This is a genomic window from Streptosporangium sp. NPDC049046, from assembly GCF_040649155.1.
GTDB lineage: Bacteria > Actinomycetota > Actinomycetes > Streptosporangiales > Streptosporangiaceae > Streptosporangium.
On the sequence record NZ_JBEZEZ010000008.1, the window covers coordinates 174,151 to 191,993 of the forward strand.

The following is a 17,843-nucleotide window of genomic DNA, read 5'->3' on the forward strand; positions in this document are numbered from 1 at the left end:
GCCAACCTATCCCGGACGCCATGTCATGGCCGCAGGGCGTCGGGAAGACCCCCGGGAGGCGTGATCTCCCTCGTTCCTGCCGCGAGGCCGGTTCGTGTGTCCGCAGGTGACGCGCGGTCCGTCCACTCCCGCCCGCCGGTCGGCGGTGGCGGGTTCTGTCGGTGGGACCGTGCAGTATGGGCGGTGACCCGGTTGGTCGGCCGGACCGGGAGCCAGGGGGGCGGCGATGAGCGAGACAACGGGCACGGGCGGCGCGCTCGACCACTTCACCCGGATGACCAGAGACTGGTTCACCGGGGCGTTCTCCGCGCCGACCGCCGCGCAGGAGGGGGCGTGGGCGGCGATCGCCCGGGGTGACAACACCCTGGTGGTCGCGCCCACCGGCTCCGGCAAGACGCTCGCCGCCTTCCTGTGGTCGCTCGACCGGCTCGCCTCCGCCCCTCCCCCCGACGCCGAGACCTCCGGTACGGGTCAGGCGGGCGGTGCGGGCTCGCGACGCGGGCGGGGGCGTTCTCGCGGGGACGGCGAGCCGGCGAGGCGGTGCCGGGTCCTGTACGTGTCGCCGCTCAAGGCTCTCGCCGTCGACGTCGAGCGCAACCTCCGGGCCCCGCTCGCCGGGCTGAGGCAGACCGCGCGGCGCCTCGGTCTGCCGGTGCCGGAGATCTCGGTGGCGATCCGGTCGGGCGACACCTCCCCCGAGGAGCGGCGCCGGTTCGCGACCAGGCCGTCCGACATCCTGATCACCACCCCCGAGTCGCTGTTCCTGCTGCTCACCAGCCAGGCCCGCGAGGCGTTACGCGACGTGGATACGGTCGTCGTCGACGAGGTGCACGCGGTGGCGGCCACCAAGCGCGGCGCGCACCTCGCCCTCAGCCTGGAGCGGCTCGACACCCTCCTGCCCAGGCCCGCCCAGCGGATCGGCCTGTCCGCGACCGTGCGCCCGGTGAGCGAGGTGGCCGCCTTCCTGGGTGGGACGCGCCCGGCGACAGTGGTCCAGCCGCCCTCCGAGAAGGAGATCGCGGTCGAGGTGGTCGTCCCGATCGAGGACATGACCGAGCTCGACACGCCTCCCCCCGCCCCCGCCCCCGACGACGACCGCTGGCTGACGGAGACCCCGGCCAGGCGGTCGATCTGGCCGCATGTGGAGGAGCGGCTGTTCGAGCTGATCGGCGACCACGCTTCCACGATCGTGTTCGCCAACTCCCGGCGGCTCGCGGAGAGACTGTGCACCCGCCTCAACGAGCTGGCGTGGGAGCGACGGGACGACGGCGGGGAGCGGGCGGCGGAGGAGGGCGTGGGAGCGGAGCCGGTGCACTGGGCCGAGGGGTTCCCCGTGCCACCGGCCTCCATCTCCACCCCTGCGGCGATGATGGCGCAGGCCGGTGCGGCCAAGGGGGTCGTCCCTGAGATCGTGAGAGCCCACCACGGTTCGGTGTCGAAGGAGGAGCGCTCCCAGATCGAGGAGGCGCTCAAGTCCGGGCGGCTGCCCGCCGTGGTCGCGACCTCCAGCCTGGAGCTCGGCATCGACATGGGCGCGGTCGACCTGGTGGCGTGTGTCGGGGCACCGCCGAGCGTGGCGAGCGGCCTGCAGCGGATCGGCCGGGCCGGGCACCAGGTGGGGGCCGTCTCGCGCGGCGTGATCTTCCCCAAATACCGGGGGGACCTGGTCCAGACGGCGGTGGTGGCCGAGCGGATGAGGAGCGGGGAGATCGAGGATCTGCGCTACCCGCGCAACCCCCTCGACGTGCTCGCCCAGCAGATCGTCGCGATGACCGCGCTGGACGAGTGGACGGTCGACGAGCTGGAGGAGGTCGTGCGGCGGGCCGCCCCCTACCGGACGCTGCCCAGGAGCGCGCTGGAGGCGACGCTCGACATGCTCGCCGGGCGATACCCGAGCGAGGAGTTCGCCGAGCTGCGGCCGCGCATCGTCTGGGACCGGGTGACCGGCACCCTGCGGGGCCGTCCCGGAGCCCAGCGGCTCGCGGTCACCAACGGCGGCACGATCCCCGACCGGGGATTGTTCGGCGTGTTCCTGGTCGGGGAGAAGTCCTCCCGGGTGGGCGAGCTGGACGAGGAGATGGTCTACGAGTCGCGGGCCGGTGACGTGTTCGTGCTGGGCGCGACCTCCTGGCGGATCGAGGAGATCACGGCCGATCGGGTGCTGGTCACGCCCGCCCCCGGCCAGCCGGGAAAGCTCCCGTTCTGGCACGGCGACACCGCGGGGCGGCCCGCGGAGCTGGGGAGGGCCATCGGCGCGTTCCTCCGCGAGATGTCGGCGGCGGGCGCGGACGCCGGAGTGGGAGGCGGGGGCGCCCGGAGCCCGGGGACGGGAGCGGCGAAAGCCGAAGACGGAGCGGCGGAGGCGAGAAGCGCCGGAGCGGGAGGGACGGGGAAGACCGGAGCGGGAGGCACGGGAGACGGAGAGAGGAGGAAAGCGAAAGCGGGGGACGGGAAGACGGGTAGGGCCGAAGCAGGCGACGCGGCGCGGGAGGGCGCCCTGGAGAGGATCAGGGCGGCGGGACTGGACGAGTTCGCCGCGGCCAACCTGCTCTCCTACCTGGCCGAGCAGCGGCAGGCGACCGGCTACGTGCCGGACGACAGGACGTTGCTGGTCGAGCGCTTCCACGACGAGCTGGGCGACTGGCGGGTGGTGGTGCACTCCCCGTACGGTGCCCGGGTGCACGCGCCGTGGGCGCTGGCGATCGGGCGGCGGCTGCGGGAGCGCTACGGCGTCGACGTGCAGGCCGTGCACTCCGACGACGGGATCGTGCTGCGTGTTCCCGACACGCTCTCCGATCCTCCGTCCGATGTCGCGATCTTCGACGCGGACGAGATCGAGCGGATCGTCACCGAGGAGCTGGGCGGCTCGGCGCTGTTCGCGGCGCGGTTCCGCGAGTGCGCGGGAAGATCCCTGCTGTTGCCGCGCCGCGTGCCGGGCAGGCGGTCGCCGCTCTGGCAGCAGCGGCAGCGCGCCTCGCACCTGCTGAGCGTGGCGGGCCGCTACGGGTCGTTCCCGGTGGTGCTGGAGACGATGCGCGAGTGCCTCCAGGACGTGTTCGACGTGCCGGGGCTGGTCCGGCTGATGCGTGACATCGAGGCGCGGCGGGTCCGGCTGGTGGAGGTCGAGACCGGCCAGGCGTCGCCGTTCGCGGCGTCGCTGCTGTTCAACTACATCGGCGCGTTCATGTACGAGGGCGACGCCCCGCTGGCCGAGCGACGCGCCCAGGCGCTCGCGCTCGACACGAGCCTGCTGGCCGAGTTGCTCGGCCAGGCGGACCTGCGCGAGCTGCTCGACCTCGATGTGATCACCGACACCGAGCGGGAGCTGGCCCGGCTGGACAGGCCGCTGCGCGACGCCGAGGATCTGGCCGACCTGCTTCGCTCCCACGGCCCCCTCGTGGCCGAGGACGTCGGCGTGCGCGAGGGCGACCCCGCGTGGCTGACCGCGCTGGAGGGCTCCCGGCGGGCCATCAGGGTGCGGGTGGCGGGGCAGGAGCGGTGGGCGGCGATCGAGGACGCCGCCCGGCTGCGCGACGCGCTCGGCGTGCCGCTGCCCGTGGGTGTGCCGCACGCGTTCCTGGAGCCGGTCGACGATCCGCTGGGCGACCTGCTCGCCCGGCACGCCCGTACGCGCGCCCCCTTCCTCGCGAGCACCGCCGCGGCCAGGTTCGGCCTCGGTGCCGCGGTCGTCACCGAGGCGCTGCGCCGCCTGGCCGCCTCGGGGCGGGTGGTGAGCGGGGAGTTCAGGCCGGGGGGCCGCGGTGAGGAGTGGTGTGACGCGGGGGTGCTGCGGATGCTGCGCCGCCGGTCCCTCGCCAGGCTCCGCAAGGAGGTGGAGCCGGTCTCCCCGGAGACCCTGGCCGCCTTCGCGCCCGCCTGGCACGGCATCAGCGGCTCTCCCCCACGGGGCAGGCCGCCGATCGACGCGCTGGTGGGCGCGATCGAGCAGTTGCAGGGTGCGGCGGTGCCCGCGTCGGCGTTGGAGACGCTCATCCTGCCCTCGCGGGTGCCCGGATACGACCCGTCGCTCCTGGACGAGCTGACCGCCTCGGGCGAAGTGGTCTGGGCAGGGCAGGGGTCCCTGCCAGGCGGTGACGGCTGGGTGTCGCTCTACTTCGCCGACACCGCGCCGATGCTGATGCCCCCTCCCGCCGACGTCACCCTGACGCCGGTGCACGAGGCGGTGCTGGAGGTTCTCGGCGGCGGGGGCGCGCTGTTCTTCCGCGAGCTGGGAAGCCGGGTCGGCGCGCTCCTGACCGGTTCCGTCCCGGATGACCGCGCCCTGTCCGCCGCCGTGTGGGATCTGGTGTGGTCGGGCCGGATCACCGGCGACACGCTCGCGCCGCTGCGGGCCGTCCTCGGAACGGGACGCCCCGCGCACCGCCCGGCCCCGACCAGGCGCCGTCGGGCGGTGCTGCCGACGAGGAGCGGCCCGCCCACCGTGAGCGGGCGCTGGTGGGCACTGCCCGCCCTCGCGGAGGACACCACCCAGCGCGCCCACGCCCAGGCCGAGGTGCTGCTGGAGCGACACGGCGTGGTGACCAGGGGGGCGGTGACCGCCGAGCGGCTGCCGGGCGGGTTCGCCGCCGTCTACCAGGTGCTTCGCGCCTTCGAGGAGAGCGGCCGATGCCGTAGGGGTTACTTCGTGGAAGGGCTGGGCGGCGCCCAGTTCGCCCTTCCCGGCGCCGTCGACCGGATGCGCTCCACATCCCTCTCCCCCACCGGGCCGGACACGGCGCCGGCGCCCGACCCGTGGAGCACGCGGAAGCCGGAGAGGGCGGAAGCGAGCACCCGGCGGGCGGTGGTGCTGGCGGCCGCCGACCCGGCCAATCCGTACGGCGCGGCCCTGCCGTGGCCCGCCCATCCCGGGGAGGTGTCCCACAAGCCGGGCAGAAAGGCCGGGTCCCTGGTGGTGCTCGTCGACGGGCACCTCGCCCTCTACGTCGAGCGCGGCGGCAAGACCCTGCTCTCCTTCTCGGGTGACGATCGTCTCCAGCCCGCCGTCGACGCCCTCGCGCTCGCCGTGCGCGACGGCGCCCTGGGCAAGCTCACCGTCGAGCGGGCGGACGGCACCGCCGTCAACGACTCCCCCCTGGGCGCGGCCCTGGAGTCCGCCGGGTTCCACCCGACCCCGAGAGGGCTGCGTCTGCGGGCATAGAGCACCGTGACCTTTCGTCCGGCCCCACCTCGCGTCGACGCGCGTGCCACGTGACCTGTCATCCGGCCCTCGTATCGATACGTGCGCTCCATGCCCCGTTGTCCGGTCCCGCCCGTATCGATACGCGCGCTCCATGACCTGTCATCCGATCTTGCCCGTGTCGGCGCGTGTGCTCGGCGAGGCGATTGCAGTCGTCCACCACTGGTTCGCAACCGGAGATTGGGACATTGGCCGCGTTGTCAGATCGAAAGGGGAAACAACGATGGCCAAGGCCAAGCCTCAGCTGTCCGAGCTGGCCGGGATCGGCACCGAGCTGGAGGAGAGCCAGCTCGCGCAGGTCAACGGTGGGTACTACTGGGATTTCTACCACTGGGAGGACTTCGCCCCCGGTGGCTGGGCGTACTGACGCCGCGCGGGTAGCCGGACAGGCATGAGAGGACGGGGCGTGGTCGTCGACCGCGCCCCGTCCGTTTTCTCTTCGCCCGTTCCTTCCGGCCCTCTCCGAAAGAGGGCCGGGGTTACGCCGCTCAGGACGGGGTCGTCGTCTTCCTGATCGGTTCCGGGAGTAAGCCATTCGGCGGACTCCCGGTGGTGGCCGCCGACAGGTGAGCACTCTGTGTTCCCGGGCCTTGAGTCCTGATGAAAGACCGCGCCTCTGCCGGCCGGCCGGGAGAAGTGATCGCTTTCAGCGTGGAGACCCCGCCTTCGGGCGTGGGAAGGACGTCATCTCCGAATCGAGATCACCTCGGCTGTCGGCTCGCCGCGCTCGCGTTCCTCACGCTCGCGCTCCTGGCGCCTCTGGATGGCCTGGAAGCCGACCAGGTCGTCCGGGAGCGCGTCGGGGACGTCGGTGTCGAACCTGGACAGCGTGCGGGTCCGCATCGCGACCAGCGCCGTGACCACGATGGCGACGGCGAACAGCACGTACATCAGGCCGACGCCCCGGCCCTCGCCGGTGCCGAGCACGAGGCCGACCGTGTCGGCCAGCGGCCCTCCGGGGAGCATCAGCGGTTCGAACAGCTCGCTGCCGTACGGGGCGACCAGGCCGAAGCCGACCGGCAGGGTCGACCAGGCGACGAGCGTGTTGAGCGCGATGACGCGACCGTGGAAGCGTTGCGGCACCTTGACCTGGATGATCGTCGCGTAGACGCCGTTGAGCATGGTCAGCCAGAACGACATGCCGAAGGCGCCGATCCCGATCAGGATCAGGTTCTGCTGCAGACCGGTGACCAGGCAGAAGACGCCGAGCACGAGGGTGGAGAGCATGACGCCGCGCAGCCGCTGCCGTCGCGGGCCTCCCCAGACGGTCATGGTCAGGCCGCCGAGGAAGACGCCGAGACCGCCGAAGAAGGAGATCCGGCCGACGTCGTCCAGGGTGGCGAAGCCCAGGACGAGCGGTGAGATGAGCAGGAAGAGCGGGGACAGGAAGATGTTCAGCACCGCGAAGAAGAACAGCATGCCGCGGAAGCCCCGGTTGCCCCAGGAGAACTTCCAGCCCTCGACCATCTCGGCGACCAGCGACTCCCTGCGCTTCCACGCCATCGTCTTCGGGAAGCGGACGAAGAGCAGCACGCTGATCGCGAAGACGTACGCGGCGACGTCCAGGACGAGGATGCCCTCCAGCCCGATCGCGGCCATCAGGCCGACCGCGGCCAGCGGGACGACGAGCTGAGCGGTACCGGTGACCATCTGGACCACACCGTTGGCGTGCCCGAGGAAGCGTTTGGGCACCAGTTGCGGGATGGCGGAGTTGTAGGCGAGGCGCTGGAAGGTCAGCGCGATCGACAGCAGCACCAGGAGCGGGTAGATGTGCCAGATCTGCAGGTTGCCGGTCCACAGCAGGATGCCCAGTGTCAGCTGGGTGCCGAACGCGCCGATGTCTCCGGCGATCATGATCTTGCGCCGGTCGTGGCGGTCGACGAGGGCTCCGGCCAGCGGGGAGACCAGCATGCCGGGAACGAGCGCGAGGACGGAGAAGAGGGCGAACCTGGCGAGCGAGTCGGTGGTGATGTAGATCCACAGCGGGATGGCGAACTCGGTGAGCGACGACCCGACGATCGAGACGAGCTGCCCGGCCGCCACGACGGCGAACCGTTTCATGCTGGGCGGAGGTCCCGAGCGTGCCGGGGTGCCCGTCGCGAGCGGGTCTGTCGTCCCCGGTGGCGCGCCGCCCGTGCCGGAGCCGGGAAGGGCGGACGCCGCGGAGTCAGGACCGGCGGAGTCAGGACCGGCGGGGGCGACCGGTCCCGCACCGGTGATCGCGGGTGCCGTCGTCGCCGGGGCGACTTCGGCGAGGTCGTCCTGGGTGGAGACGCCGCCGAGCCACCAGGTGGACCGGTCGGTGCGGGCCAGCTTGGCCGTGTCACCCGAGGCGATGGCCCGGTGGGTGCCGGTGACGATGGTCGCGAGCTCTTCCGCCCGATATTTCAGGAAAAAGTGCCCGGCCTCGTCGAGGACGACCACGGCCGTGGAGCCGGTGAGAAGATGCCACTCGCGGTAGCGCTCCTGATAGAACTCGGTGGCCGGGTCGCGGTCGCCCGCCACGGAGATGATCGGCGCCTTGAGCGGCTCGACGCCCTCCTCGAAGAGGCGGGTGAAGTAGCGCTCCGCCTCCTTGGTGCCCTTGCGACGGTTGTCGATCATCAGCTTGAGCTGGTCGCGCTCCAGGTCCTCCACGTCGAGACCCGCGGCCTGCAGGGCGTTCGCCCAGACCTGGTCGCTGCGGAGGCGGTCGGTGAGGTTCGACAGCTTGGCCAGCACCGAGGTGGGGCGGGCGAAGGGGAAGATGCCGCCGAGGTAGATCGCCTCGACCTGGCGGCCCGCGGCCTCCAGACGACGGGCGATCTCCACGGTCAGCATGACGCCGAGCCCGCAGTGCCCGTACAGCGCGAGCGGGCCTCGGATGTCCTTGAGGATCTCGTCCACGCAGCCCTGCGCGACCTCCGCCACCGGCCGGGTCTCCTCGATCAGCCCCATCTCCTGGCCGGGGACGGCGACCGCGTGCAGCGCCCAGTTCTGGGGCAGCCTGTCGGCCAGCGGCTGGTAGATGGCGGCGCTGCCGCCGCCGTACGGCACGCAGACCAGGGTCGAGGTGGCCGCGCGGGCCGGGGTGAGCCGGTGCAGCAGCATGCGCGGGCCGTCGTCGGCCGTCTCGACGAGCCGCGCCAGCTCGCGGACGGTCCGGTGCTTGAACAGGTCCAGGATCGTGACCTGGCGCCCGCCTTCAGGAATGGCTTTCCGAAGGCGGGCGACCACCTGTGCGGCGAGCAGCGAATGACCGCCCAGGTCGAAGAAGTCGTCCAGCACGCCGACCTGTACCAGGCCGAGCACCTTCGCCCACACCTCGGCGATCGCCTCTTCGAGAGGCGTCTCCGGCGGGACGAATCCGGCTTCCTGGTCGGGCCGCGCCTCGTCGGGTTCGGGCAGCCTGGCCCGGTCGACCTTGCCGTGCGACTTCAGGGGCAGCTCGTCCAGCCAGACGAACCGCCCGGGGATCATGTACTCGGGGAGCCGCTCACCGAGCCGCGCCCGCAGCTCGCTGACGCTGATCTGATCTCCGGCGACCTCGCCGACCACGTACGCGACCAGCCGGTCCCCGCGCAGGTCGACGACGGCGTGGGCGATCCCCGGCTGGTCGGCGAGCACCGACTCGATCTCCGGCAGCTCCACCCGGTAGCCCCTGACCTTGACCTGCAGGTCGCGGCGGCCGAGGAAGCACAGGTCGCCCGAGGGCAGCCACCGGCCGAGGTCACCGGTCCGGTACATGCGGGCGCCGGGCCCGCCGTACGGGTCGGGCAGGAATCTCTCGGCCGTCAGGCCGGGCCGCCCGAGGTATCCGCGGGCGAGCCGGTCGCCGCCGAGGTAGATCTCGCCGGTCATGCCGGGCGGGACCAGCCGCAGGTGCTCGTCGAGCACGTAGACCGCGGCCCCGGGCAGCGGTCTGCCGATCGGCAGGTTCAGCGCCCGCTCGTGCTCGCCGGTGACGGCGTGGGTGGAGATGCCGACCGTCGCCTCGGTGGGGCCGTAGTGGTTGACCACCGTGGTGTGCGCGGTCAGCTCACGGGCCCAGCTCCACCGGGAGGCCTCGCCGCCGAGGACGAGGAGCTTGCGCGGGAGCAGCTGCGCGGGGTCGTCCACCGCGGCGAGCAGCGAGGCGAGGTGGGAGGGGGTCATCTTCAGGTAGTCGGTGCCGCTCAGCAGCCCGGCGAGCTCCTCGGCGGGGGCCTGCGGGTCGGCCAGGTGCAGCTCTCCGCCGGTCATGAGCGACAGGTAGAAGATCGTCACCCCGAAGTCGAACGAGAGCGACTGCAGCAGGGTGTAGACCCCGCCGGGTTCGACCTCGAAGCGCTCCTCGACCCCGGCGAGATAGTTGAGCACCTGCCGGTGCTGCACCCCGACGCCCTTCGGCCGCCCGGTGGTCCCCGACGTGTAGATCACGTACGCGAGATGGCCGGGCGACACCTCCGGTGGCTCGAACCCGGTCTCGTCAAGCGCCTCGGAGTCCAGGCGGATCGTCGGCGCGCCGGCGACGTCGGGAAGCAGGTCACACAAGGCGGAGGTGGTCAGGACGGCGACGGCTCCGGCGTCGGCGAGCATGTACGCCAGCCGGTCACGGGGTTGCTTGGGGTCGAGGGGCACGTAGGCGCCACCGGCCTTCAGCACGCCGATGACGGCCGCGGCCAGGTCGGTGGACTGGTCGAGGAAGACGCCCACCCTGGTGTCGGGGCCCACGCCGTGACGGTTCCTCAGCAGGGCGGCGATCCTGGTGGAACGCTCGTCGAGCTCGGCGTACGTCAGCGAGCCGCCCGCCGTCGACGCCGTACCCGGCCCTGAGCCGCCGCGCGTGGCGGGCAGCGTGGTCGAGACGGGCGAGCCCTCGTGGACCACGGCCGTCGCACCGGGCGTGAGCGCGGCCCGCGCGGTGACGAGGTCGTGCAGCAGGTCGTGACCCGACGGCCGGAGCGCGGGACCCGAGCCGAAGCCCAGGACCCTCTCCCGCTCCTCGTCGGAGAGCAGCGACAGCTCGCCCACCCGCGTGTCCGGGTCCGCCACGATCGAGCGCAGCAGCGTCTCGAAGCGCGCCGCCAGCAGTTCCACGGTCTCCGGGTCGAAGAGCGCGGTGCTGTAGGCGAGGTGGCCGACCAGCCCGTCCGGGCTCTCGAACAGGTAGAGGCCGAGGTCGAAGCGGGTCGTCCTCGCCGGGAGCGTGAGGTAGGAGACGCGCCCGTCCTCCTCGCCCGCCTTGAAGTTCTGCAGCGCGAAGGTGACCTGCGCGAGCGGCGACCGGCTCACGTCACGGACCACGTTCAGTTCGTTGACCAGCTGGTCGAACGGGAGCTCCTGGTGCGCGTAGGCGTCCAGGGCGCTCTCGCGCGTCCTGGCGAGGAAGGTGGTGAACGACGGGTCGTCGGCCAGGTCCGCGCGCAGGACCAGGGTGTTGACGAACATGCCGACGACCCCGTCCAGCTCGGGCAGCCCGCGCCCGGCGACCGGGGAGCCGACCGCGAAGTCCGTCTGTCCCGAGTAGCGGGCCAGCAGGACCTGGAAGGCGGCGAGCAGCGTCATGTACGGCGTGGCGCCGGCCTCGGCGCCCAGCTCGGTGAGCCGCCTGGTGAGGTCGGCGTCCACCCGGACGTCGAGGGCGGCTCCCTCGTGGCGCTGCTCGGCGGGGCGCGGCCTGTCGGTGGGCAGCTCGATCGCGGGCAGCCCGGCGAGCCGGTCGCGCCAGTGGTCGATCTCGCGGCGGTGGTCGCGGCCCCGCTGCCAGAGGGCGTAGTCGCCGTAGCCGACCGGTGCGGGCGGCGGGGTCCCGCCGTCGTGCAGGACGAGCAGCTCGCGGATGAGCAGGTCGCTGGACCAGCCGTCGATGACGGTGTGGTGGGCGGCGATGAGGAGGACGTGGTCGTCGGGCGCGATCCTCACCAGCACGGTGCGGAAGAGCGGGCCGTGCTCCAGGTCGAACGGGACGGCGAGGTCGGCGTCGAGCAGCTCGATCGCGGCGTCCACGCCGTCCGCCTCGACGACGCGCAGCGCGGCCGGACCCGGCTCGTCGATGACGAGTTCCGGGGTGCCGTCGTCGGTGGTGAGGAACCGCGTCCGCAGGGCCTCGTGGCGCGCGACGAGCTCGTCCAGCGCCCGGCGCAGCGCGTCTTCGTCCAGCTCACCGCGCAGACGCACCGCGACGGGGACGGTGTAGGTGGTGGTGCCCGGCCGGTACTGCTCAAGGAACCACAGGCGTTCCTGGGCGTGGGACAGGGGCGGGACGGTTCCTGAGGCGCGGCGGGCGACGGTGGCCCGTGACTCTCCGCGGCTCTTGAGCCGCCTGGCGAGCAGCGCCTTCTTGGCGTCCGACAGTGTTGTCTCGGTCACGCTTGTAACTCCATCCGGAGGGCCGCGAGGAAGAGCGCGGCGTCCCGTCCGTTGATCAGCCGATGGTCGTAGGCGAGGCCGATGTTGGCGACGGTTCTCATCGTCACCGTGCCGTCCTCGGCGAGTCGCGGTTCGGGCTGCGGCGAGGTGATCGCGAGAGCGCAGACCGTACCGGGGAAGATGAGGGGGATCGCGAGGATGACATCGGCGTCGGTGTGCAGGGTGACGGCGATGTTGGCACCGGTGAGGTCCTTCTCGCGGAAGTCCCCCTCGGTGGCGGCGAGCCGGTAGCGCATGAGCGCGTCGGCGATGGCCTTGAGCGAGCCGGTGTCGTGGACGACCGGCACGTACAGGCCCTCTCCCATGTCGAAGGTGACGCCGACGCGCGGGGCGTCGGCCGGATGTACCCGGTCACCGTCGACCGAGGCGAAGAACAGCGGGAACGCCGGGTGCAGCGCGGCCACGGCCTGGACGAACAGCTCCGCCGGCCCGACCGGCCTGCGTACCTCCCTGCTCAGCCCCTTGGCCCGCTCCAGCAGCGGGCCCACCTCGAACTTCACCACGGTGTACGCGGCGGGGATGGTCGCGTGCGAGGTGGTGACGGCACGCGCGACGGCACGCTGCACCCGCGAGAGGCGGTGCGCGCCCGGGTCCGCGGCCGACTCCCGCGCGTCCTGCCGCCCCTTCCGCGCGTCTTCGTGCACGTCTTCGTGCACGTCGGAGGCCGTCTGCCCGGTACGGCGGCGGACCAGGGCCTCCACGTCGGTCCTGCGGACGACGGCGAGGCCCAGGGACGCGACCTCGGCGTGGGAGACGCCGAGCTCCTCCATCGCCACCCGCGCGGGAGCGGTGACGACCGGCTCGGCCACCGGCGCGTCCCGCTGCCGCGCCGCATCCTCGGAGACCACCGGGGCGGGCACGCCGGTGACCGGCGCGGGCACGTCGGTGACCGGGGCGGGCTGCGGAACCGCCTCGGCGGTGATGCGGGCGAGGAGCGCGCCCGGAGCGATCCAGCTGTCGAGGGCGGCGACGTGGTGCAGGTAGCCGCTCTCCCCCGCCTCCAGCTCGTCGGCCGCCTTGGAGGTCTCCAGTACGGCGATCGGCTCTCCCGCGACGACGGGCTTTCCGTTCCCGACGAGCCACTCGACGACCAGGTACTCGGTGTCGTTGTTGTTGAGTTTGGGAACGTGGATGTCAGCCACGCAGAGCCTCCCGTACGGCGTGGTGGATCGTGGACTCCCCGGCCAGGACCTCGTTCTCCAGGTGCGCGGCGGTGGGGATCACGGAGTCCCGCGAGTGGACGAGGCGGACGGGTCCTCGCAGACGGTCCCAGAGACGGGCGTGCAGCAGGTGGGCGACCTCACTGCCCCAGGTGCCCCCGGCGGTGCTCTCCTCCGCGACCAGGACGACGTCCCCGAGGTGGGGCAGCAGCGTGTCGACGTCCAGCGGGTAGAGCCGGGAGGGGACGAGCAGCCGGGCGGAGATCTCCTCCTCCATCATCAGGGAGCGCATCGCGCCCAGCACCCGGTGGACCATTCCGCCGGGAGCGATGACCACGCAGTCGGGACGGTCACCCGCGTCGCGGATGTCCACCACGGCCAGGTCCCCGTCGCGGCGCATCAGGAACAGCGGGTCCACCCGTTCCATCTGCCGGGTGTAGAGGACCTTGTCCTCGAAGAACACGCACGGCTCGCCCCGTTCCAGCATCGCCGCGAACACCGCGCGGTTGTCATGGAAGGGGGACATCTCGTACAGCGACAGTCCCGGCATGCCGACGAAGTGCTTCTGCAGGCTCTGGCTGTGCGTGGGACCGTAGCCCCGGCCGCCACCGGTGGGGCAGCGCACCACCATTCGCAGCGGCAGCCGCCTGCCGTACATCGACACCGACTTGCCGGCGAAGTTGCACAGCTGGTCGAAGGCGAGCGCCACGAAGTCGCCGAACATGATCTCGGCCACGGCCGTGTTACCGGCGAGCGCCAGTCCCGCCGCGACGCCGGTGAGCGCGCCCTCGCTGATCGGGGTGCCGATCACCCGCTCGGGAAAGCGGGTGGAGAGCCCCTTGGTGATTTTGAAGGCGCCGCCGTACGGGTCGAGGATGTCCTCGCCGAGCACGTAGGCGGTGTGGTCGTCGTTCAGCAGCCCGTGCAGGGCCGCGTTGAGGTTCTCCGCTACACGCACGATCCCTCCCAGCGGGAGAGAGGGCGCGCGGCCACCTCGTCGGCGACGGCCTCGACCTCGGCCTTGACGACGCCGTCGAGCCGGTGGAAGTGCTCGGGGTGGTCGTGGGCGTAGCGGGCGTACCAGTCGTTCTCCCTCGCGGCCTGTACGACGTCGGCCGGGCGGATGTCGTCGCCCTTGCTGTGCGGCCCGAGGCGGTGGGTGACGAACTCGACCACCAGGGGCTGCCCCTCGCGCACCCGCGCGATCTCGCGTTCCAGCGAGAGGCGGATCTCGTTGACGTCGGTGGAGACGACCAGCCGGTGCGCGATGCCGAAGGCCGCCGCCCGGCCGGCCACCGTCCCGGCCATCTGCGAGGCGGTCGGAGTGGACTGGGCGATGCCGTTGTTCTCCACCACGACGAGCAGCGGGAGCCGCCAGAGCGCGGCGAGGTTCAGCGCCTCGTAGACCGCGCCCTCGCCCCAGGTGCCGTCGCCGATGTGGACGCAGGCGAGGGTGCCGGGCTCGGAGCGCTTGAGGTGCAGCGCGACACCGGCGGCGACCGGCATGCTCTCACCCTGAACGCCGGTGGACATGTAGCGGTCGCGGTGGATGTGCTGGCTGCCGCCGACACCCCCGCAGACCGCGCCCTCCCTGCCCATGATCTCGGCGAGCAGGCCGTGCGGGTCGCGGAACCTGGACAGGTAGTGGCCGTGTCCCCGGTGGTTGCTGAAGACGTGGTCGGCCGGGCCGAGCAGGGATCGCAGCGCGACCGGGACGTACTCCTGGCCGAGGCAGGTGTGCGTGGTGCCGTTGAGGTCGCCCCTGCCGTACAGCTCCAGGAGCTTGAGCTCGAAGTGCCTCACCAACAGCAGGAGTTCCAGGTCGTCGTCGGCGAGGCGGGAGAGACGGAGGCCGTCGAGGATCTCAGTCATCGCCGAGGGAGTCCACGATCCCGGCGATTGTCGGGTTGTCGAAGAAGTCGTCGAGGGAGACCTCGATGTCCAGGCGCTTGCGCATCCGGGCGATGATCTGCGTGATGGTGAGGGAGTGGCCCCCCAGATCGAAGATGTCGTCGTCATCGGCGATCGGTGATATGCCGAGCACCTCTTCCCAGATCTCGCGTACCTGGTCGTTCAGCGTGGTGACGGAACCCATCTCGTCCTCCAGAATTTCGTGCAGTGTCAGGTTGGGGTTGTGCGTGGCGCGTTCCAGAAGGAGACGCAGGTCGTCGGCGACCCTGGCGGCGTCGGGCACCGTCTCGGGGTCGTGGCGCAGGCTGATCTCCAGCCCGCCGGGACCGTCCACGCACTGCAGGTGCAGCGCGCCGCGTACCGCGTGGTTGAAGACGGTCCACTCCACCGACGCGTCGAGCCCGGTGAACACCGGGTCCGTGTCGCGGCGGGTGCGGTAGCTGACGGAGACGGGGACGAGCGCGGCGTGCGGTCTGAGGCGGGGCATCGCCCGGGAGAGCGGCACCTGGCGGAAGCGGTAGATCTCCCTCAGTTCGGTGCGCAGCGCGGTGGCGAACTCGCGGAAGGTCGCCTCGGGGGACGGACCGGAGGCGACCGGGAGTTCGTTGACGAACAGCCCGATGTGTCCCGCGGCCTCGGGGGTCCGGGTCGACAGGTCGACGGCGGTGGTGACCGCGGTGTTGCCGTAGCCGAGGAGCAGGGTGTGCAGCCCGGCGAGCAGCACCTCGAACCGGGTCAGGACGGGGGTGGAGGAGAGGTCCCGCGACGGGTCCGGCTCGATCGACGGGTTCACGGTGAACCGCAGTACCCGGCCCTGGGCCGCTCGCCGGGATCTCAGCGCGCGGCCGAGAACGACGGTCTCGCCGGGATCGCGCCAGCGGGGCTTCCAGAACTCGCGCGCGGCGGGAAGCAGGGCGGCCACCCGGTCGCGCTCGGCCCGCCCGTGGTCGATTTCCGGCAGCGGGGGCGGCGGCTCGCCGTTGTAGAAGGCGGCCAGATCGCGCACCAGGATGTCCTTCGACTGCCCGTCGAAGATCAGGTGGTGGGCGACGAAGAGCAGGAGGTTCCGTCCGGGACCGATCTCGAACAGGGTGAACCTGGCCAGCGGCCCCTTCTCCAGGTCGAACGCGCGCAGGATCTCCTCCCGCACGGCCCGCCCGTACCGCTCGCCGTCCTCACCGCTCTCGCCGTCCCGGGAAGGCGAATGCGGCGAGGGCGAAAGGTCGCGCGTGTCCCCCGCCACCCCCGCGGCGACGTCGGCGGAAGAGGGGATCGTCACCCGGCGTACGGGAACCTCGGCTCCCGGCACCAGCCGCAGCTCGTTGTCCACCTCCGCCACCACATCGCGCAGCATCGGATGCCGGGCGACCACCGCCGCGCAGGCCGCCAGGAGCGCTCCGGTGTCCAGATCGCCGCGCAGGTGGACGAGTATCGGCATGTGATAGGCGGCGCCCCCGCCCACGCTCTGCTCGGTCACCCACATCCCCTGCTGGGTGAACGTGACCTCCGGCAGGCCCGCGGACGTGTTCTCCCGCGAGGTCTCCGAGGTCTCCGCCACCTCGTTCCGTGAAGTGTTCTCGGCGGCGAGACCGGCCATCACTCGCTCTCCGTCATCCGGCGCAGGGCCTTCTTGTCGACCTTGCCGCCGGCGTTGCGCGGCAGGGCGTCGACCGTGATGACGTGCGCGGGCAACTCGTGCGGGGCGAGGCGGTCCTTGAGAAAGATCCGCAGATCCTCGGGCGCGAGGGCCTCTTCGGTGACGAGGGCCACCGCGACGACGGTTCCGAGCACGGGGTGGGGAACCCCGAACGCGGCGGCCTCGATCACCGCGGGGTGCCGGTAGACGACCTCCTCGATGTGGATCGTGGAGACCTTGAAGGCCCCGGACTTCACCACGTCGCTCTCGCGGTCGACGAGGTAGAGATAGCCTTCGGCGTCGATGTAGCCGAGATCGCCCATCCGCACCCAGCCGCCGCGGAAGGTCCCGTTCTCGGGGTCGCCGTAGTAGGCGCGCGGTGCCGCGGGGGATCGCATCCAGACCTCCCCGGTCTCTCCCGCCTCCAGTGGCTCCCCCTCCGCGGTGGCGATCCTGACCCGTCCTCCGGCGATGGCGCGGCCGACGCTTCCCGGCCGGTCCGGGTCGAACATCATCACCGTCTGGGCCGGGGCCGCCTCGGTCGAGGTGTAGTAGTTGGTGATCGTCGCTCTGGGGAAGGCCGTGGTCAGCGCCTGGGCGACGGCCGAGGGCAGCGGCGCGGCAGCCGAGCCGAGCAGCAGCACGCTGGACAGGTCGTGCCGTTCGGCCACCTTCGCGTTGATCAGCTCGATGGCCATCGCGGGGACGAGGAAGACCGTTCCCGCACGGTAGGACTCGATCAGCGAGGCGAAACGGGCCGGGGTGAAGCGCGGCAGCGTCACGACGGCCGGATGGGCGTCGAGCGCGTTGATCAGCATCGCCTGCCCGGCGTTGGTCCCGATCGGGAAGGCGTGGACCAGATGCCGGGAGTGCGCGAACGGGCGGCGTTTGGCACCGCAGCCGTAGGCCAGATTGGCATGGGTCGCCGAGACCCCCTTGGGACGGCCCGTCGTACCGGAGGTGTAGAGGATCTGGGCGAGATCTCCGGGCTCCGGAGGCGCGATATCGGCCTTCTCATAGGAGGTTTCGACGTTCAGACCGTCGACCGTGGCGCTCCAGCCGACCTCGGGCACCGCGAGACCCGGGGCGTGCACGACGCCGGTCGCGCGGCAGTTCTCCAGCATGAGGCGCAGGTCATCGAGGGCGAGGCGGTCGGAGAGCGGTACGCCCACCGCCCCTGCCGCCAGCACCCCGCAGAACGCCACGGCGTAGTCCGCCCAGTCCGCGGCCCCGAACACCAGACCCACCCGGTCGCCTCGGGTGACGCCCCGTGCGACCAGGCTGTTCGCGAGCGCGGTGGACCGCTCGTGCCACTCGCGATAGGTGAGCCGAGCCGAGCCGTGCACGATCAGCGCGACCCCCTCGGGGTCGGCGAGGGCTCGGTCCCTGAGCAACTGGGGGACGGTCAGGTTCACCAAGTGAACCTCCCATTAAAGATCGGATGTATGCGCGTTCGATGTGTGCGAGCACCGAAGGCACAACAGGAAAGAATCTTTACTATTTAAAATCGAGCGCTAGTCTTACATGATCGTAAGGCTCACACAAGACT

The 17,843-nt window shown here is 71.8% G+C and carries 8 protein-coding genes; 2 read left to right on the forward strand and 6 right to left on the reverse strand.

The window, feature by feature from the left end; all coding sequences use genetic code 11:
* The first annotated feature begins 226 nt into the window (after nucleotides 1-226).
* Entirely contained in the window at nucleotides 227-5,158 is a 4,932-nt protein-coding gene (locus AB0B96_RS13675) for an ATP-dependent helicase (RefSeq protein ID WP_362898523.1), read from the forward strand.
* 262 nt (nucleotides 5,159-5,420) lie between these two features.
* The gene (locus tag AB0B96_RS13680) at nucleotides 5,421-5,564 is read left to right on the forward strand and encodes a hypothetical protein (RefSeq protein WP_350944646.1); all 144 of its coding nucleotides are present in this window, start codon (nucleotides 5,421-5,423) and stop codon (nucleotides 5,562-5,564) included.
* A 317-nt stretch (nucleotides 5,565-5,881) separates the two neighbouring features.
* Here AB0B96_RS13680 and AB0B96_RS13685 read toward each other — a convergent pair whose 3' ends face one another.
* Genes AB0B96_RS13685 through AB0B96_RS13710 form a run of 6 tightly spaced genes read right to left on the reverse strand, consistent with a single transcriptional unit; the run spans nucleotide 5,882 to nucleotide 17,709 of the window.
* A complete protein-coding gene (locus tag AB0B96_RS13685) occupies nucleotides 5,882-11,527 on the reverse strand; it encodes an amino acid adenylation domain-containing protein (RefSeq protein ID WP_362898525.1) in 5,646 nt (1,881 codons plus the stop codon).
* Entirely contained in the window at nucleotides 11,524-12,729 is a 1,206-nt protein-coding gene (locus tag AB0B96_RS13690; RefSeq protein ID WP_362898527.1) for a 2-oxo acid dehydrogenase subunit E2, read from the reverse strand. Before AB0B96_RS13690 ends, AB0B96_RS13685 begins: the two co-directional genes overlap by 4 nt.
* Nucleotides 12,722-13,705, reverse strand: a complete 984-nt coding sequence (locus AB0B96_RS13695) for a transketolase C-terminal domain-containing protein (RefSeq protein ID WP_362898529.1) — start codon at nucleotides 13,703-13,705, stop codon at nucleotides 12,722-12,724. Before AB0B96_RS13695 ends, AB0B96_RS13690 begins: the two co-directional genes overlap by 8 nt.
* Nucleotides 13,696-14,619 carry a thiamine pyrophosphate-dependent dehydrogenase E1 component subunit alpha gene (locus AB0B96_RS13700; protein ID WP_350944652.1) on the reverse strand — a complete coding sequence of 308 codons (924 nt, stop codon included), beginning with the start codon at nucleotides 14,617-14,619 and terminating at the stop codon, nucleotides 13,696-13,698. Before AB0B96_RS13700 ends, AB0B96_RS13695 begins: the two co-directional genes overlap by 10 nt.
* Entirely contained in the window at nucleotides 14,612-16,255 is a 1,644-nt protein-coding gene (locus AB0B96_RS13705) for a condensation domain-containing protein (protein ID WP_362898531.1), read from the reverse strand. Before AB0B96_RS13705 ends, AB0B96_RS13700 begins: the two co-directional genes overlap by 8 nt.
* Nucleotides 16,255-17,709, reverse strand: a complete 1,455-nt coding sequence (locus AB0B96_RS13710) for a class I adenylate-forming enzyme family protein (protein WP_362898532.1) — start codon at nucleotides 17,707-17,709, stop codon at nucleotides 16,255-16,257. The genes AB0B96_RS13705 and AB0B96_RS13710 overlap by 1 nt, the downstream gene beginning before the upstream one ends.
* Nucleotides 17,710-17,843: the final 134 nt, after the last annotated feature.